This window comes from Acidobacteriota bacterium, assembly GCA_026393675.1.
GTDB lineage: Bacteria > Acidobacteriota > Vicinamibacteria > Vicinamibacterales > JAKQTR01 > JBAXOX01.
The window spans coordinates 1-15,670 of record JAPKZQ010000045.1 but is presented as its reverse complement, the minus strand read 5'-3'; the positions used below and the strand labels follow the sequence as shown (position 1 = coordinate 15,670).

Annotated in this window: 17 protein-coding genes; 13 read left to right on the top strand and 4 right to left on the bottom strand. The window is 64.3% G+C overall.

The window, feature by feature from the left end:
- Positions 1 to 272: 272 nt before the first annotated feature.
- The 6 genes from NT151_11560 to NT151_11535 all read left to right on the top strand — a co-directional run bounded on the left by NT151_11560 (position 273) and on the right by NT151_11535 (position 3,737).
- Complete coding sequence (locus NT151_11560; GenBank protein MCX6539551.1) at positions 273 to 893, top strand: hypothetical protein; 621 nt, start codon at positions 273 to 275, stop codon at positions 891 to 893.
- The gene (locus tag NT151_11555) at positions 890 to 1,198 is read left to right on the top strand and encodes a transcriptional regulator (protein MCX6539550.1); all 309 of its coding nucleotides are present in this window, start codon (positions 890 to 892) and stop codon (positions 1,196 to 1,198) included. Before NT151_11560 ends, NT151_11555 begins: the two co-directional genes overlap by 4 nt.
- Before the next feature lie 118 nt (positions 1,199 to 1,316).
- Positions 1,317 to 2,282, top strand: a complete 966-nt coding sequence (gene ispH, locus NT151_11550; GenBank protein MCX6539549.1) for a 4-hydroxy-3-methylbut-2-enyl diphosphate reductase — start codon at positions 1,317 to 1,319, stop codon at positions 2,280 to 2,282.
- On the top strand, positions 2,248 to 2,871 hold the full coding sequence (locus tag NT151_11545) for a hypothetical protein (protein MCX6539548.1): 624 nt from the start codon (positions 2,248 to 2,250) through the stop codon (positions 2,869 to 2,871). Before ispH ends, NT151_11545 begins: the two co-directional genes overlap by 35 nt.
- Positions 2,872 to 3,129: 258 nt before the next feature.
- Positions 3,130 to 3,408, top strand: a complete 279-nt coding sequence (locus NT151_11540) for a type II toxin-antitoxin system RelE/ParE family toxin (protein ID MCX6539547.1) — start codon at positions 3,130 to 3,132, stop codon at positions 3,406 to 3,408.
- An 11-nt stretch (positions 3,409 to 3,419) separates the two neighbouring features.
- Positions 3,420 to 3,737, top strand: a complete 318-nt coding sequence (locus NT151_11535) for a HigA family addiction module antitoxin (GenBank protein MCX6539546.1) — start codon at positions 3,420 to 3,422, stop codon at positions 3,735 to 3,737.
- 8 nt (positions 3,738 to 3,745) lie between these two features.
- Here NT151_11535 and NT151_11530 read toward each other — a convergent pair whose 3' ends face one another.
- The 4 genes from NT151_11530 to NT151_11515 are packed head-to-tail and all read right to left on the bottom strand — an operon-like array spanning position 3,746 to position 5,697.
- Positions 3,746 to 4,120, bottom strand: a complete 375-nt coding sequence (locus NT151_11530) for a C69 family dipeptidase (protein ID MCX6539545.1) — start codon at positions 4,118 to 4,120, stop codon at positions 3,746 to 3,748.
- A complete protein-coding gene (locus NT151_11525; GenBank protein MCX6539544.1) occupies positions 4,110 to 4,460 on the bottom strand; it encodes a hypothetical protein in 351 nt (116 codons plus the stop codon). Before NT151_11525 ends, NT151_11530 begins: the two co-directional genes overlap by 11 nt.
- Positions 4,461 to 4,468: 8 nt before the next feature.
- On the bottom strand, positions 4,469 to 4,861 hold the full coding sequence (locus NT151_11520) for a hypothetical protein (GenBank protein MCX6539543.1): 393 nt from the start codon (positions 4,859 to 4,861) through the stop codon (positions 4,469 to 4,471).
- Positions 4,840 to 5,697, bottom strand: a complete 858-nt coding sequence (locus NT151_11515; GenBank protein MCX6539542.1) for an ABC transporter ATP-binding protein — start codon at positions 5,695 to 5,697, stop codon at positions 4,840 to 4,842. The genes NT151_11520 and NT151_11515 overlap by 22 nt, the downstream gene beginning before the upstream one ends.
- A 1,141-nt stretch (positions 5,698 to 6,838) precedes the next feature.
- Between NT151_11515 and NT151_11510 the strand changes: the two genes are divergently transcribed.
- From NT151_11510 to NT151_11480, 7 genes are all read left to right on the top strand, one after another.
- On the top strand, positions 6,839 to 7,282 hold the full coding sequence (locus tag NT151_11510) for a chemotaxis protein CheW (protein MCX6539541.1): 444 nt from the start codon (positions 6,839 to 6,841) through the stop codon (positions 7,280 to 7,282).
- The gene (locus NT151_11505) at positions 7,279 to 8,841 is read left to right on the top strand and encodes a hypothetical protein (protein MCX6539540.1); all 1,563 of its coding nucleotides are present in this window, start codon (positions 7,279 to 7,281) and stop codon (positions 8,839 to 8,841) included. The genes NT151_11510 and NT151_11505 overlap by 4 nt, the downstream gene beginning before the upstream one ends.
- Entirely contained in the window at positions 8,838 to 9,380 is a 543-nt protein-coding gene (locus NT151_11500; protein MCX6539539.1) for a chemotaxis protein CheW, read from the top strand. The genes NT151_11505 and NT151_11500 overlap by 4 nt, the downstream gene beginning before the upstream one ends.
- A 3-nt stretch (positions 9,381 to 9,383) precedes the next feature.
- Entirely contained in the window at positions 9,384 to 10,856 is a 1,473-nt protein-coding gene (locus NT151_11495) for a methyl-accepting chemotaxis protein (protein ID MCX6539538.1), read from the top strand.
- A 4-nt stretch (positions 10,857 to 10,860) separates the two neighbouring features.
- The gene (locus NT151_11490) at positions 10,861 to 12,918 is read left to right on the top strand and encodes a response regulator (GenBank protein ID MCX6539537.1); all 2,058 of its coding nucleotides are present in this window, start codon (positions 10,861 to 10,863) and stop codon (positions 12,916 to 12,918) included.
- Between the two features lie 2 nt (positions 12,919 to 12,920).
- Positions 12,921 to 14,045: a chemotaxis-specific protein-glutamate methyltransferase CheB gene (cheB, locus tag NT151_11485; GenBank protein ID MCX6539536.1), complete on the top strand. Its 1,125-nt coding sequence runs from the start codon at positions 12,921 to 12,923 to the stop codon at positions 14,043 to 14,045.
- Positions 14,042 to 15,670, top strand: a 1,629-nt coding sequence (locus NT151_11480) for a response regulator (GenBank protein MCX6539535.1), incomplete at its 3' end; no start/stop codon positions are given. The genes cheB and NT151_11480, both read left to right, overlap by 4 nt.

Sequence of the window (15,670 nt, the reverse complement as noted above, 5' to 3'; positions counted from 1 at the left end):
GCCCGGATCGCAAGGCGCGACGACCGAGAATACCGGGAGTATTTGAGGGAGGAGCAACGCCGCGAGGCCGGGGCCCCCGACGTGGCACCCGCGTTGGGGTGGCAGCCGGGATGCCCCGCCCGGAATATGTCGGCGAACCTCTGACTCGGGACACTCGCTTCAGCTTGTTTCGGGGTCGGTCGGCAATTCCCTTCCAAAAGACAGGCTGAAGCCTGAACTCCAACAAAGATCGCGCTTGACATGTTTATACTTTGTGATACAAAGTCAACGGCATGGAAACGAACTGGGCCGCCGAGCAGCTTCAGACCATCCGCACGTTGATGGAGCGCTCCGCGTTGTATCGTCGAGCGCTCGCGCCAATCATGCTCATTGTCGGCGCGCTGGCCGTGGCCGCCGCCACGGCGGGGCTTTCACTCCGTCTGGATTCGATGCGAGCCTTTGGCGGACTCTGGCTGGGCACGGCCGCCGTCGCCGTCGCTGGCGCCCTTCTCATCGCGCGACGGCAGGCCATCAAGGACCACGAACCGTTTTGGTCCCCGCCTACGCGCCGCGTTGCACAGGCCGTGCTTCCGCCGCTCGCTACCGGGATGTGCATCGGTCTGGTGTCTGTCCTGGCGGAAGGCAGCGCGGGTTTCGTCCTGCCCCTGTCATTCCTCTGGGTGCTGTTATACGGCTGCGCCTTGCACGCGGCGGGTTTCTTCATGCCGAGAGGCATCAAGCTGTTTGGATGGGTGTTTGTTGCGGGCGCGTGCGGCCTGCTGTGCTTCACAGCACTCGCGCAAAAGGAGCTCCCCTTGAATCCCCATCTGCTGATGGGCCTGTTCTTTGGCGCGCTGCAACTGGCGTATGGCGCATATCTGTATCTGACCGAAAAGGGAAAGAACGCGGCGTGAACCCGGAACCGGTCCTCCAGCTCGATCGCGTCATCCACGAGAAAGGGCGGCTCGCCATCATGTCCATGCTGGCCGCGTCGCCGGAGCTGTCGTTCACTGAATTGCGCAACGCCCTCGAAATGACGGACGGCAACCTGACCACGCACATCCGCACGCTCCAGGAATCCGGCTATGTGTCGGTCAGCAAGTCCTACGCGAAAAACCGTCGCCTTACGACCTGTTCGCTGACCGCAGCGGGCAAGAAGGCGTTTGCCACCTACGTCAACCTGCTGGAAGAGATCGTCCAGCAGAACAAGCCGAGATAGCAAACCTGTGGATCGAGATGGACCCGCATGGTCGTATACTTTGTAATACAAAGTTCAAACACGTCAGCCACAAGGAAGGGTGCGACGGCAACCTCCTACCCGCCCGGCGAGACCAACCATGAGAATCATCCGCGCTGAACATCTGGGCATGTGTTTCGGGGTAAAGGAGGCGATCGCGCTCGCCCTCGACACGGCGCGACACGAACCGCTCACCATCCTCGGCGATCTGGTTCATAACGAGGGTGTGCTCGCCGAATTGCGGAGCGAGGGGGTTCGCATTGCGCAGCAGGCGGCTGACGTCGGCACAAACACGGTGATGGTCACGGCGCACGGCGCATCGGAACGGGCTATCCGCCGGACGCGCAGCCGCGGCTTGAACGTGCTTGAAGCCACCTGCCCGCTCGTCCACGTGGCGCATCGCGCGGCGGCGAACGTCGTGCGCGAGGGCTTTCACCCGGTCATCATCGGCAGACGCGATCACGTGGAAGTGCGTGGCATGACGGAGGACCTCGGTGAATGTGACGTGGTCCTTTCGGAGGAGGACGTGCAGCGGCTTGGCGAGCGGGAGCGGTTTGGCGTCGTCGCCCAAACCACACAGCCCATCGAGCGGGTGCGGCATCTCGTGCAGTTGATTCGCGGGCGGTTCCCGCGCGCGGAAGTCCGTTTCATCGACACCGTCTGTCAGCCGACCAAGCTCCGCCAAAACGCGGCCATCGAGTTGGCACACAAATGTGATGTGGTCATCGTCATCGGCGGGGCGCACAGCAGTAACACACACGAACTGGTCACGACGTGCAGCCGTTTGTGTTCGCGCGTGTACCACGTCCAAACGGCGAGCGATTTGCGGGCCGAATACTCTGACGGGGCGGAGACCATCGGCATCACGGCTGGTACCTCCACACCGGAGCACGTCATCACTGAAGTGGAACAACGACTGGGATCATTGCCCGGTCGAACGGAAAACCATGAACACACGTGTATTCAATCTTGCTCGCTGGTTGATCATCGTGACCTTCGCCCTCGCGATGGCGTGGGTCGAGGCGGCGGCCGTGTATTACCTGCGCACGCTGGTGGACCGCATTGAGCCGTATCAGGCCGACCCGTTGCCGATGATCGGCGGATTCGGCCCCGCCGAACTGGTTCGCGAGGCGGCAACGCTCGTCATGTTGCTGGCCGTCGGCCTTCTCGCCGGGCAAACGTGGCGGAGCCGGCTCGGTTATGCGGCGGTGGCCTTCGGTGTCTGGGACATCTCTTATTACATCTTCCTGAAAGTGATGTGCGGCTGGCCGCATTCGCTCTTCGATTGGGACGTTCTGTTTCTGCTGCCGTTGCCGTGGTGGGGACCCGTGCTGGCGCCGGTTCTGATCGCGCTGCTGATGATCGTGTGGGGCACACTTGCCAGCCAGTGTCAGCGGCCGCAGCGCACCCCGTCCCGGCATGCCTGGACCTGGGCGTTCAGCTCCGCAGGCATTGTGCTGGCGCTCTACGTGTTCATGGCCGACACACTTCGCGCCGCGCCTCACGGCGCGACGGCCGTTGCGAACGTGCTGCCGGTGCGTTTCAACTGGCTGTTGTTCTCCATCGCGCTGGTGTTGATGGCCGCGCCGGTGATGCGGTTGGGCTGGCAGTGCCTGGGCGGCGGTACCGTCTCCAGGAGCGACAAAGGCGCCTGAGGCGGGACCTGATGTTAAACAGGCGAGGCGCACCCCGGTAATGGCAGGATTATCGGGTTTGAAAAGCTGAACGTTGTCCTGGCTCCTCGCTCGCACGGTCTCACCGTGGAGTTGGAGAAGACGCCGGACGCCTGAATCTCCGCTCACAATCGACTGGGCCGCCCGGCGTAGGCCAGCGGCGAACGCCAGCGTCCCATGTTTCCAGAGCAGCCAGGAGTCACGTTTGACGTTAATCATGCGACGCGTTACTATGGGGTCATGATCGTCTCGTTCGGGGACGTCGACGCTCAGCGGATCGCGCACGGGGTGCGGGTCAGGCGGTTCGTAGGCATCGAGTCCGTTGCGCGACGTAAGCTTCTGCAGTTGCAGATTGCGGGCCGGATCGACGACCTTCGCGTGCCTCCTGGCAACCGACTCGAGGCGCTCAAGGGTGATCGCGCCGGTCAACACAGCATCCGTATCAACGACCAATACCGAGTCTGCTTCCGCTGGACGGCTGCGGGCGCCGAAGACGTCGAGATCGTGGACTACCACTAGAGGTGATGACGATGGCAAAGCTCAAGCCCGTGACGCCTGGCGAGTTGCTTCTGCAGGAGTTCCTCGACCCGATGGGAATCTCGCAGTACCGCCTCGCCAAGCAGATCGATGTCCCGGCTCAGCGCATCGGTGAAATCGTCGCTGGCAAGCGCTCCATCACCGCGGACACCGACTTGCGCCTGTGCAGATTCTTCGGTCTGTCCAACGGCTACTGGCTTCGTGCTCAAGTGGCCTACGACACGGAGGTCGCCGAGGAGGTTCTCGCGAAGACGCTGCAGAAGATCAAGCCGTGGCGGGGAATCGGTGCGCCGTTGGGTCGCACGGCCTAGCACGCGCCTCAGGGGGACTGCCGGAGCCGCACGCTGACATCGGGCGCTTCGCCCACCTCGATGAACGTGCAAACAAACGCCGTGACCGGCCTCCACGGCAAATCGCGGTGACCCCGACGCAGCGTGTCGCCACGCCGCGTCGAGGGCTGACTGGTCGAGCTTGGGTCGAGCTTGAGCGACGGCGCCATCGTGCTCAGCACCCGCCATTCGCGGCGCGTGCTGCCAAGCGACCCGCCGCCGCCGTAGGCCTTGTGGAAGACGAAGGGTTCGCCCTCCTTCCACCAGCCCAGGTCCTTGGCCACCTGGAAGACGTTCTCGGAGGCCATGTAGTTGTCTTTGTCCGCGAGCTTGAGCTCGGGGATGCGCGGACGGTTAGCACTCACGCCCACGTGGCCCGGCGGGATACGGGCCGCGGCCCACACCGCGCCCTTCTCGACCGCGCCGGCGCTTTTCGCTGACCTCGTTGGCGTTGATGGTGATGCCAACTAGCATCGACGCTGACACGCATAACACTGCTGCCATCAAGAAGATGACGGTGTTTTGTTGACGGTCGACGATGGTGACGACGGCTTGAATGACGGCCGCAAGCAGCAATGCGGTGCCGTAGGAGATCACCATCATCCTGCGGTTGTAGCGCAGGGTCAGACCGATCAACGCCCACACGGAGACCGTCGCCGCCGGCTTGTCGATGGGATTTGCGCGAGTGTCGGATCGTTCGTTCATGGTGTCCTCTATTCGACCAGGCTGTTGCGGCGCTGGTAGAGCGTTGAGGCGAGGCAGGTGAGGACAGCGCCGACGGCGACTGCGAGCAAAGCCGCCACGGGGCGAGCAAGAAGCCCGGAAAGGTTGGCGGCAAGCGGGATGGCAAAGCCGGCGCCGACCGCGCCGATGGCCACCAGCGCGTCGCCCCGCCGAGCCTCCGCGTGGGCGACCTTGATCTCGTTGGTGAGCAAAACCAGTTGGACAAAGGGCGCGAGTTGGGCGGCGAAGGCGACGGGGGAGAGGACGCGGTCGACATCGAGCCGTTGTCCGAGTGCCAGGTAGCCCAGCGCAGTGCCGGAAAATGCGACGGCGGCACCGACCACGAGCATGGCCATCGGCGTCAGGGCTCGGGCCCGCGCCACCTCTCGTCGATGCTCATGCGCGCGTGCTCGATGGCCTCTGCGCCCAAGCCGCGGAGGACTTCTAGGGTGGCCTGGTAGTCGCGGCTGGTGACCTGGTGTTCGAGCCGGACCTGGCGGCGGTCGATGACGCCGGGCAACGACAGCGCAGCGTCGGCGGCCAGGCGAAAGGAGATCCGTCGCCACGATTCGACGAGGTCGTCCTTGGCGGTGCGCTGAATGACCTGGCCGTCGGAGAGAAAGACCAGCTCGTCGGCCAGCCTTTCGATGTCGGAGAGCACGTGGGTCGAGTAGAAGATCGCGTGCTCACCGTCCTCCTGCAGTTCCCACAACATGTCGAGCAGCTCGGCGCGGACGATCGGATCGAGGCCGGCGGTCGGCTCGTCAAGGATCAACAAGCGCGGGGCGTGACCCAAGGCCGCGACGATGGCGAGCTTTGCCTTGTTTCCCTTGGACAGCTCGTTGACCCGCTTGTTCATGGGTAGGTTGAACCGTTCGGCCATGCCTCGTGCGCGCCGGTCCGACCAGTTGGGCTGGAAGCGCCCGACAAAGCGGAGGTTTTCTTCGACCGTCCAGCGCAGGAAGAAGCCGCTTTCCTCGCCGACCACGCCGATGTCCTGGCGCCAGCGTGGGTCGTCGGGGTGGTTGGGGCGGCCGAAGATGGTGATGGCACCTGCCTCCGGAACGAGCAGGCCGATCAAGCAATGGAGCGTTGTCGTCTTGCCGGCGCCGTTGGGGCGGTGGAGACGAAGGACGCGACGCGAGCGTCGATCACAGAGGACGAGCGACCGTAGAGTCGAGTGCGGCGAGAGGAATCCCCGCGAAGCGGGTTCGTTCAATGCTTCCTATCGTCATCCGGGTATAAGCTCTTGCAGATTGGCGTCCACGTGGACGACAATCTTGTCCTCCTGTTTTGCGCCACTCTGTGGTGTCATCGCGACACACTCCTCATCTGGGGACAGTCAGCGTCTTTCTGCCCATGAGGAGACAGGTGACCATCTCCCCGTTGCCCTCCTGACCAGCCAGACGTTGCCCGACTTCAGGTCGTCGTTGGCCTTACGCTAATCAAAACACGTTACGCGCCAGTGAGAAATGCGGGTGTGCACAAAGGAACAGCGGCTCGCGGTCGGGTCCAACATACTTCGTGGCGCAGGAGTGAATGAGCAAGACGCCCGTCAGGCGGGACGCGGAATTGCGCCGGGCGCTGCAGGACGGCGGGCGGAAAATGCAGAACGACCTCCAAGATCGAATGCACGACGTTTGCACCGACCGCGTAAAACGACGCGTTCATCCCTCACGCGAGCGCAAGCTTTCGACGATTCGAATTGGTCGTTCTGCCCTCCTCTCCCGACCTCGGCCGCGGTCGAGCGCCTCGCGAATTACTGCTCATAGCTTCATCCGTGGACTCTTAAGGTGCGTCTGAAACTTGGATCATTTTAATCACTTGCGTGACGTGACGACAGAAAGCTTGCGCACGAGGGCCGTTCTGGATACCGTGGCGGTTGCGAAGCCAACCACGTTTCGGAGGACCCTCGCTTGCCGAAGACTACTCGTTCTCGTCGTGTCAGCACCAGATCTGAGTCGCATCGTGCCGACGTGTTGCTGCCGCGCCGCAGCAACGCGGACCTGGCCCGGTCGTCGCCACGGCGCTCCTGCGCGGCGGCTGCTCGCTCGACTCACGCCTCAACCGTGTCACCGACGAAATCGCCATGGCTTATCGAGATCCCAGCCCTCAGCGTCCTTCTGTGCTGAGCAGGCTCAGCCGTTAGGAGATCGCGGATGGATAAGGCTGCCTACCGGTTGGCGCAGAGTAGTCGAATTCCTGCCTTCAAGGTGGGCTGGGTCTGGCGCTTTCGCGAGGCCGAGCTGGAGCTGGCTTAAGGGGCGTCGTCAGCCGGATGCGGCAGGCGCCAAGAAGGAAGCGAAGCGTTCGAGAAGGCGGAGAGCCAAGTGACCGTCCGCGCCTCGGAGAGAAGCCCGATGCTTGTCGTCACGGTTGGCGCGCATACCTGTGCCATCCCGCTGCACCACGTGGCGGAGACAATGCGCCCTCTCCCGATCGAGCCCGTTGCCGGGACGCCAGGTTTCGTCCGGGGCGTGTCAGTGATCCGTGGCGCGCCGACTCCCGTCGTCGACCTTAAGGCGCTCTTGGAGAACGGCGAAAACAGCGCAACCTACGGTCGCTTTGTGACCCTGAAGCTAGGAGAGCGGCGGATGGCCATCGGCGTGGATGGCGTTGTCGGCTTGAGAAACCTGGATTCGGCCCAGCTTGAAGAGTTGCCGCCGATTCTGCGAGATGTCGCCGCCGACCTCATCGAGGCGATCGGCGCGCGCGACGCGCAGCTCCTCATTGTGCTTCGTGCTGCGCGCATCGTTCCCGATGAAGTCTGGACAACCCTCGCGGCGGGGGAGGCGACGCGATGACGCCGGTTCTCGACCGAACCGACGTCGAGCAGTTTCGGACCATCGTCGCGCGCCGTCTCGGGCTGCAGTACGAGGACGGAAAGCTCGACTACCTCGCCGAGGTCGCGCGTCAAGGTATGGAGTTGGTGGGCAGCGCCCGCTTCGAGTCCTACCTCGAGCGTCTGATTTCTTCGCCCAAGGGCTCCGACGAGTTTCGGGCGCTCGCCGAGCAGCTCACGGTCAGCGAGACGTTCTTTTTCCGCAACGCCGACAACTTCCGGGCGTTTGCCGAGATTGTTCTTCCCGAGCGGATTCGCGCCAAGACCCAGGAGAAGCGACTTCGCATCCTCTCGGCTGGATGTGCCTCGGGCGAGGAGCCGTATTCGTTGGCCGTCCTTTTGCGCGAGGCGTTGCCCGACCTCGCATCCTGGGATGTAAAGATCATCGGCATCGACGTCAACCCGGCGGTCCTCGCGAAGGCGACCCAGGCCCGCTACTCCGCCTGGTCGCTTCGGGCGACCTCGGAGGACACCAAGCGCCGCTACTTTCGGGCAGACGGTCCGGACTTTGTGCTCGCTCCTGTAATCCAGAAGATGGTGACCTTCGAGGAGCGTAACCTCGTCGATGAAGACCCTCTGTTCTGGCAGTCGCTCGCCTGCGACGTCGTCTTTTGTCGAAACGTTCTCATGTACTTCACGCCCGACAAATCACGTGACGTCGTGCGCCGCATCACCCAGGCGCTGCTTCCGGGCGGATTTTTCTTCCTGGGCCACGCGGAAACACTTCGGGGGCTCACGCAGGAGTTCCATCTTTGCCATACGCACGACACGTTCTACTACCGGCGGCGTAAGGCCTCCGAGCCTGTGGTCGCAACGGCAACATGGGTAGGACCGTCCAGGGAGCAAGCAGAGGATTCGCTCCCCGCGGTCGTCGAATCGACGGCGTCCTGGGTCGACGTCATTCAACGAGCCTCGGAACGAATCGCCACTCTGGCCGCTGGCCGAGCTCGTTCGTCGGACCAAGACCCGTCGCGCACCACCCCCGCCGATCAGGCCGCCTCGACGGCTGCCGCGCGCACGTGGGACTTGGGGCTCGTGCTCGAGGCGGTGAGGCAGGAACGCTTTTCGGACGCGCTGGAACTGATCTGCTCGTTACCCCCGGACTCCCATGAGGACCCCGACGCGTTGCTCCTGCGAGCGGTCCTGCTCACGAACAACGGCAGGCTCGATGAGTCCGAGGAAGTCTGCAGCCGTCTCCTCGCTCTCGATGAGCTCAACGCAGGCGCTCATTACCTCATGGCACTCTGCCGCGAACATGCCAGCGATTCGACCGGCGCAATCGAGCACGGTCAGACCGCCATCTATCTCGACGCCGGTTTTGCAATGCCCCACCTTCACCTGGGAATCATGGCCAAGCGCTCGGGCGACGCCGCGACCGCGCAGCGTGAACTTGGGCAGGCGTTGATCCTCCTCGCCCGTGAGGATGCCTCGCGACTTCTTCTGTTCGGGGGCGGATTCTCTCGGGACACGCTCCTGCAGCTCTGTCGTACGGAGCTACGCGCCGCTGGGGGTGAAGGATGAACGAGACCCCAGTCGTCGAAAGCAAGGCCGCCGAGCTTCGTCAAGCGTTCGACCTGTCGTTCGCCTTGCCACCGCCACAGGCGTTGCAGGAGGTCGAAGACCTTCTCACGATTCGCGTGGCGGGCGATCCCTACGCCATTCGTCTTCGCGATATCGCCGGGATGGTAGCGGGACGCAAGGTGGTCCCCGTCCCCGCTGTCACCCTCGACCTGCTCGGTCTGGCGGGCATCCGCGGTGGCGTCGTCTCGGTGTTCGGCCTGGCGTCGATCCTCGGCTACGGACAAGCCCCCGGTTCGCCACGGTGGATGATCCTCTGCGGAGCGGAGGAACCCATCGCCCTGGCCTTCTCCGATTTCGAGGGTTACTTGCGACTTCCGAAGTCCTCGCTCCATGCGGACGAGAACCTTCGCGCCACACGCCAATACGTGAACCAGGTCGCGAGCACGGAGGCTGGAGTTCGCGCGGTGATCAGCATTCCACTCGTCGTGGCAACAATCCGGAATCGCATCGGTCATCACCGGCTGGCAAAGGAGCAGTGAACAATGGCTCGTTCGTGGACATTTGGAAAGAAGATCGCGGCCGGCTTCGCCGTCGTCGTCGTGCTGTCGATACTCATCAGCGCCATCGGTGTGTACGCGCTGAAGACCGTCGTGGCGAGCAAGGATCGTGTCCTCGAGGTCAATGCACATAACCTCGTCGACGCGGAGAAGCTCCGCGGCACCACCGAACGAAGAGGCGGTGCCTCACGAGGGTACCTGCTGACGCGCGACGAACGATTCGTTGAACAGATGAAGTCCGCGCAGGCTGACTTCGCCGCGACCATCACGCGCCTGAAGACGACTGTCTATACGGACGAGGGCAAGCGTCTGGTCGACGATGTGGAGCGCGCCGAACCAGAATACCAGGCTGCGTTCGACCGCGTTATCGCCCTTCGGAAGACCGACGCCGCGCTCGACGCCGTGAGCCGAGCCTTCGACAGCGAGGTCCTACCGAAGCGGGAGGCCCTCGACCAGTCCGTCTCCTCATTCGCGGCCTTCGAGCAACGTCTCCTTGATGAGAACAAGAAGGCCGCGACGGATACAGCCTCGTCCGCCACGACCGCAGTGGGCACCGTCACCTTTGCGGCGCTTCTCCTCGCGATCGGGATCGCCCTGGTGCTGACGCGGACCCTCTCGCGGCAGATCGGGTCCGCCGTCCAGCACGTCCAGAGTTCGTCCTCGGAGTTGCAGGCCGCAGCCAATCAGCAGGCGACAGGCGCAAAGGAGCAGGCGACGGCCATGAACGAGATTACGACGACGATGAGCGAGCTGCTCGCGACGTCGAAACAGATCGCCGAGAGCGCCCAACGCGTGGCCCACATCGCCGAGGAAACGGCCAAGGGGGCGCGCTCCGGAGAGCAGACGGTTTCGAAGGCCAACGACTCGATCGGAGGCATCAAACGACAGGTCGACCTCATCGTGACCCACATACTCGCCCTCGGGAAGAAGTCCCAGCAGATCGGCGGCATTCTCGAAATCATCAACGAGCTCGCAGAACAGACGAACATCCTGGCCATCAACGCGACCATCGAAGCCGCTGGTGCCGGGGAGGCCGGCAAGCGTTTTGCCGTGGTCGCGGACGAAATTCGAAAGCTCGCCGATCGTGTCGGTGGTTCCACCAAGGAGATCCGTGGGCTCATCGATGAGATCCGCGGCGCCGTCAATACGACCGTGATGACCACCGAGGGCGGGACCAAGGCTGTTGATGCGGGCGCGCGTCAGTTCTCGGAGGTGGCAACAGCCTTCAGGCAGATCGTAAGCCTCGTGAGTACGACCACCGAGGCGGCTCGAGAGATCGAACTCAGTACGAAACAGCAGTCGACGGCGGTTGAGCAGGTCAACATCGCCGTCTCCAACGTCGCGCAGGCGACCAGGGAGACAGAGACCAGCTCGAGCCAGACGCTGCAGACAGCGTCCGAGCTCACCAACCTTTCACGGGACCTGATGCGGCTGATCCAGCCGCAGGCGAGCGCGTAGCCGAATGGCGAAGGATCCGTACACGTATTTCCGTGTCGAGGCGCGGGAACTCCTCGATGGGCTGACGCAGGGAATCCTGCAGCTCGAGAAAGCCTCCCCAGCGCCCGAGGTCGTGCCTCGCCTGCTGCGCCTGGCGCATACGCTCAAAGGCGCCGCTCGTGTGGTCAAGCAGCCTGGGATCGCCGAGCTGGCGCACACGGTCGAAGGCATTCTGACGACCCATCGTGAGGCCGGACAGCCCCTGTCCAAGGAGCAAGGGAGCGAGATGCTGGGCCTCTTGGACGAGATCACCTCGCGTCTTTCGGCCCTCGAACCCGCGAACGACGTCGCGGCCGCCGGCCCTGCTCACCCGCCGGCCGAGGAGCCACTCGAAACCTTGCGGGTTGAGATCCGGGAGATGGACTCGCTGCTTCGCACGGTTACTGAGGCTGGTGTGCAGCTCGGCGCCGTACGCAAGGGACTCGGTGCCGCCGACCGCCTTCGTGATTTGACGAGCCTACTTCTGGATCTGCTCGCCGCGCGTCCCGGTGAGAACGGGGCCGGAGGCTCTCCGGGCATGGTCCGCGCGCGCTCCCTCGCGGAGGAACTGCGGTCGAGCCTCGATCACTTTCAGCGCAGCCTTGCTGTAGACCTCGAGCGCATCGATGGGAAGCTCGCCGAGATTCGCGACGTCGCGCATCGACTTCGGCTGATCCCGGCTCAGACCGTGTTTCCGTCGCTCGATCGCTCCGTGCGCGACGCAGCCCAGACGCTCGGCAAGCGCGTCGCGTTCGAGGCTTCGGGCGGCGACGTGCGCCTCGACACGAACGTGCTGGCGTCGCTGCGGGATGCGCTCATGCACGTGGTGCGCAACGCGGTCGCGCACGGTGTGGAAACCGAGGCCGAGCGTGTCGCGCTCGGGAAGTCCCCGACCGGGCAGGTGCGGCTGGAGGTCAAGCGGCGCGGCGGTCGGGTGTCTTTCGTGTGCAGAGACGACGGACGGGGCATCGACGTGGAGGCGGTCAGAAGGGCCGCAGTGGCCCGAGGGCTCGTGCCCGCATCCGAGGCGAAGTCCCTACCGGCAGACAAGGTAATCGCGCTGCTTGGCACCGGCGGACTCACGACGTCAAACGACGTCACCGAATTGTCGGGAAGAGGAATAGGCCTGGATGTCGTGCGGGCGACCACGTCCCGGCTGAAAGGAGAAATGAGCATTCGAAGCGAGCTGGGGCGTGGTACGACGGTTGAGATCCGGGTTCCGATTTCCATCGCATCGCTGCATGGGCTCGTCGTCGAGGCGGCAGGCGCGCTGGCTGCGATCCCGCTCGACGCCGTACGGCAGACGCTTCGAGTTCGCGATTCAGAGATCGCGCGCTCAGCGGAGAGCGACTCGATTGTCCACGAGGGCAGCGTCATCCCCTTCTTGCCGCTCGACCAGATGCTCCGGCGCCCGGGCTCGGCCGGCCGGCACCGTGGCGCCTGGTCGGCCGTGGTCGTCCAAGCCGGGAACCGACGCGTCGCGGTCGGAGTTGACAGGCTGCTCGGCACCTCCAACATCGTGATGCGGGCGCTTCCCGGCGTGGTCGAGGCCGATCCAGTGGTCTCGGGCGCCTCTCTGGATGCCGAGGGCAATCCTCAGCTCGTGCTGGACCCAGGAGGCCTCGTGGCGGCCGCCGAGCGCGGTCGCGGCGCGGCTTCCGAGAAAGCCGACCCGCGGCGGGCACCGGTCCTCGTCATCGACGACTCGCTGACGACCCGAATGCTGGAGCAGAGCATCTTGGAATCAGCGGGCTACGAGGTCGAGCTCGCCGTCTCGGCCGAGGAGGCACTCACGAAGGCTCACGATCGTCGCTACAGCCTCTTCATCGTCGATATCGAGATGCCCGGCATGGACGGCTTCGAGTTTGTGGCTCAGACCCGGTCCGACGCGGCGTTGCGCGATATCCCCGCCATCATGGTCACCTCCAGGAATGCCGTGGAGGACCGGCGGCGAGGAGAGCAGATCGGCGCTCGGGCCTACATCGTCAAGGGCGAATTCGACCAGGGACAGCTCCTGCAGACCATTCGAACACTGATCGGATAGCCATGGCGAAGACACGTGTCCTGGTGGTCGAGGATTCCCTGACGGTCCGAAAGCGCATATTGGAGGTGCTCGCCGCCGATCCTGACATCGAAATCGTTGGCGAAGCCGACGACGGCAAGCGCGGAATCGAGCTGTGCCAGCACCTGCGACCGGACGTCGTCACCTTGGACATGATGCTGCCCGTGATGAGCGGTCTGGCGGCCACGGAATTCATCATGGCCTACTGCCCGACGCCGATTCTCATCGTGTCCGCCTCGACGAACCGGGGAGAGCGCTTCAAGACGTACGAAGCCCTGGCGGCCGGCGCCCTGGATGTGCTCGACAAGCCTCTGGGAAGCGAGCCCGACGATGCCTGGGAACAGAAGCTCGTCTCCACCGTCAAGCTCATCTCGCGGATCAAGGTCATCACGCATCCACGGGCCCGACTTGGCCCCATGGGACAGCCGCCGGGTGGCCCTGCTTCGATTGAGGCCGCTCCCCGCGCCACGGCGCTCGCTGCGCCCGTGGCGCAACGCCAGGCGCTGCAGCGAGAGGGTCGTCTGCGCGCCGTCGCGATTGGGGTCTCCATGGGCGGGCCAGCGGCGCTCGTCGAAATTTTGCGCGGGTTGCCCCACGGCTTCCCGCTCCCCATTCTCCTGGTCATCCATATCGGGAAGCTCTTCGCCCCCGCCTTCGCCGACTGGCTCGATGGGCAGAGCCCCGTCCGCGTTGCCTACGCGGCCGATGGCGATCCTCTCCCTCCTTTCGGAGAGGGGAGAGTGCTGATGGCTTCTCCCGACAGCCACCTCGTGCTCCGCCAGGGTAAGCTCCGGCTCACTCAAGATCCAGAACGACACTCCTGCCGACCGTCGGTCGATGTTCTCTTCGCTTCCCTGGCGCAGGAGCTCGGTGCCGACTGTGCGGCCTGCCTCCTCACGGGAATGGGCAGGGATGGAGCCGAGGGCCTCTTGGCCATACGGCGTACTGGCGGAAGGACGATCGCCCAGGACGAAGCGACGTCGGTGGTGTTCGGCATGCCGAGGGAAGCGATCCTTCTCGGAGCGGCCGAGCAGGTCCTTCCTCTGGAGAAGATTGCGCCGGTGCTTGGCGCGCTGGCCCGCGGTGCGGACACAGGGAGGCGGATGTGAGGCCACGGGTCCTCATCGTGGACGACAGCCTGACGGTGCGAATGGACATCGGCGAAGCCCTCCAGTCGGCCGGCTTCGACACGGTTCTGTGCGCCGACCTTCGAAGCGCGAGAGAGGCGCTCGCCCGTGAAGGCGCTGTGCTGGTCGTCCTCGATATCCTGCTGCCAGACGGGGATGGGCTCGATTTTCTCAAAGAGCTGAGGAGCTCGCCGGCGACAGCCCAAATCCCGGTGCTGCTGCTTTCCACCGAGGCCGAGGTCAAGAACCGCGTCCGAGGGATGGGCGCGGGCGCCGAAGAGTATATCGGCAAACCCTACGACCTCGGACAGGTCGTTGCGCGGGCGCGGACGCTCACGCAAGCGGACGCGATTGCTACCGGTGGCGAGACGAGCCCGAGCCTCCTCGGCCCCAACCGCCTGCTCGCCGTCGACGACAGCATCACCTACCTTCAGGAGCTCGGAAGCCAGCTTCGCCAGGAAGGTTACGATGTGGTCCTGGCAGCGTCCGGAGAGGAGGCGCTGGAACTCCTCGCGGCTCAGCCGGTGGACTGCATTCTGCTCGACCTCATCATGCCTGGATTGTCCGGCCAGGACACGTGCAGGCGCATCAAACAGCGAGCCGAATGGCGCGACATCCCCCTCGTGATGCTCACGGCGCGCGACGATCGGCATGCGATGATCGAAGGCATCAACGCCGGCGCCGACGACTACATTGCCAAGTCCGCCGACTTCGACGTTCTCAAGGCCCGCTTGCGCGCTCAGCTCCGCCGCAAACACTTCGAGGATGAGAACCGCCGTATCCGCGAGAAGCTCGTTCGGAGGGAGACCGAAGCAACCGCGCGCAAGCAGGTCGAAGCCGAGCAGAAGCTGCTCGATCAGCGGTTGCGCGACCAGCAGTTCTACACGCGCTCGCTCATCGAGTCCAACATCGACGCGATCATGACCACCGATCCGGCCGGTATCATCACCGACGTCAACAAACAGATGGAGGCGCTCACCGGGTGCACGCGCGACGAGCTGATCGGCGCGCCGTTCAAGAAGCACTTTACCGATCCGGAGCGGGCCGAGGCGGCCATCAAGCTGGTGCTGAGCGAAAAGAAGGTCACCAACTATGAGCTCACCGCGCGCGCCAGGGACGGCAAGACCACGGTGGTGTCCTACAATGCGACCACCTTCTACGACCGGAACAGGAGGCTGCAGGGCGTGTTCGCCGCAGCGCGCGACGTCACGGAGCGCAAACACATCGAGCAGATGCTTCAGGAGAAAAACGTCGAACTGGAGAGCGCCAAGTCCGTGGCGGAGCAGACGGTCGAGCGGCTCAAGGAAGTCGAGCGGCTCAAGCAGGGGTTCCTCTCAACGGTGAGCCACGAGTTGCGGACACCGCTCACGTCGATCAGAGGGTCGCTCGGCCTGCTGGCCTCGGGCGCGGTTGGCGCGCTGTCCGACGAAGTTGTCGAGGTCGTGGCCATCGCCGAGCGCAACGCCGTTCGGCTGATCGCGCTCATCAACGACATCCTCGATCTGGAGCGGCTCGAGACCGGGAAGATCGAGCTGCAGTTCGCGCAGGTCTCCACCGAGTCGGTCCTGCGCCGCGCCATCGAGTCGGTGGGGACGTTCGTACAGGAG

Coding starts and splice junctions, on each gene's coding strand:
- NT151_11560 (MCX6539551.1), top strand. CDS start 273: ATGGAAACGAACTGGGCCGCCGAGCAGCTTCAGACCATCCGCACGTTG.
- ispH (MCX6539549.1), top strand. CDS start 1,317: ATGAGAATCATCCGCGCTGAACATCTGGGCATGTGTTTCGGGGTAAAG.
- NT151_11540 (MCX6539547.1), top strand. CDS start 3,130: ATGATCGTCTCGTTCGGGGACGTCGACGCTCAGCGGATCGCGCACGGG.
- NT151_11535 (MCX6539546.1), top strand. CDS start 3,420: ATGGCAAAGCTCAAGCCCGTGACGCCTGGCGAGTTGCTTCTGCAGGAG.
- NT151_11525 (MCX6539544.1), bottom strand. CDS start 4,460: ATGAACGAACGATCCGACACTCGCGCAAATCCCATCGACAAGCCGGCG.
- NT151_11510 (MCX6539541.1), top strand. CDS start 6,839: ATGCTTGTCGTCACGGTTGGCGCGCATACCTGTGCCATCCCGCTGCAC.
- NT151_11505 (MCX6539540.1), top strand. CDS start 7,279: ATGACGCCGGTTCTCGACCGAACCGACGTCGAGCAGTTTCGGACCATC.
- NT151_11500 (MCX6539539.1), top strand. CDS start 8,838: ATGAACGAGACCCCAGTCGTCGAAAGCAAGGCCGCCGAGCTTCGTCAA.
- NT151_11495 (MCX6539538.1), top strand. CDS start 9,384: ATGGCTCGTTCGTGGACATTTGGAAAGAAGATCGCGGCCGGCTTCGCC.
- NT151_11490 (MCX6539537.1), top strand. CDS start 10,861: ATGGCGAAGGATCCGTACACGTATTTCCGTGTCGAGGCGCGGGAACTC.
- cheB (MCX6539536.1), top strand. CDS start 12,921: ATGGCGAAGACACGTGTCCTGGTGGTCGAGGATTCCCTGACGGTCCGA.